2 protein-coding genes are annotated in these 1342 nt (G+C 36.9%); both read right to left on the bottom strand.

Annotated features, from left to right (window positions below; genetic code table 11):
• The coding region (locus QVD32_RS13275) for an HNH endonuclease (protein ID WP_353847107.1) at window positions 1-179 on the bottom strand (179 nt) is incomplete at its 3' end.
• Between the two features lie 9 nt (window positions 180-188).
• A partial coding sequence (locus tag QVD32_RS13135; RefSeq protein WP_287710385.1) for a PIN-like domain-containing protein occupies window positions 189-1342 on the bottom strand: 1154 nt, incomplete at its 5' end.

The following is a 1342-nucleotide window of genomic DNA, read 5'->3' on the forward strand; positions in this document are numbered from 1 at the left end:
TCGCATGAAGGAACACCTCGTGTTGCTTTTCCAAAATAATGATTGCAATCATCACAAACGTCAAATCCTATATCATCGCTCCCCAGATTATGCGGAATGATATGAGGAGCAGCCCTAAAGCTAACCTCTGGCTCTGTTTTTCCACACCAAACACATTGGCAAGTTTTTACGTATCTCATACCAATTAACTAATCATCAGAATTGACAAATCTATTATACTCCTCTTCACAATTAGTACATAATCCAAAATCATTCAAAACGGCATATTCTCCACAACGAACACAAGTGTCAGTTTTATCTACTTCGAAATAGGGTGATAAATCAACAGTACATTCTATCTCTCCGCCATCAATTTCGATATTTTGGTTGTTTATAAACCCCATTGGATACTCCCATATTTGCAACGTGAGGTCTATCTGTCTGCCACAATTAGGACATTCACAAATCTCATATGATTCATATTCGATTTCATACCCCATACCGCGGTCATCTGCGTATGAACTCTCCCAATCAAAATTAAAATCATCAGGATCTACTTCAAACATTTCACCACATGAATCACAACGTATTAAAAGCCTATCTCCCGAGTGATCTCTTTTCATTTGTCGCTCCTGAACCTTTCGCAGAAGAACATCCTTTGCCGCACCCAATTTTCCTTGAAATTCCAAAACAGGTTCGTCTGGCTGATAAGACTTTTCAATATGCTCTATAAATTTTGATGTTTGATAGAACCATATCTTATGTCCTGTATCTTCCTCAAACTCTGCCAGCAGTTCTCTTCTTGGATTACCAAGTTCCTCTTTTAGAGGCTTTTCCAGTCCTTTACACTTATCAGATTCGTCAACTATAATCCAATCTGCCTTTACGTCGTTACTTATAAAAATTACATCCTTATCTTTTTCTCTAGCAAAACGTATGATTTCCTTCCATATAATCAAATCTCCATATTGCCGGATTCCAGACTTTGTAAATGCGTCCTTGTAGCCAGGAGGTATCTCGTTTTTGTAGCGATAAGCTCCTTCTGAAACAATTTGCTTTATCTCGGAAAAAGAAAAGGGAGTGCCCTTTGGAAGATTATTGATGCATGTACCCAATTTATCATCAGTAGCAATCTCCCTAATTTCTTTCTTACGTTTTTGATATTCTTCCGCAACAAGTTTTTTTATATCAGCAACTTTAGGGCTAATCTCTTCTACAAATGCTTTTACCTGTGCCAAATTATGGTCTGAGATAAAAGGGTGGTAGTATTTACGCTCCCATTGACTAATATAAGATTTTAAATCATCAATTAGTTTATTGCTTTGTATGTCCTTATCTGAATACTTTTCAGAGATAGGTTTCA

It is taken from the genome of Barnesiella sp. (assembly GCF_022723415.1).
Taxonomy (GTDB): domain Bacteria; phylum Bacteroidota; class Bacteroidia; order Bacteroidales; family Barnesiellaceae; genus Barnesiella; species Barnesiella intestinihominis.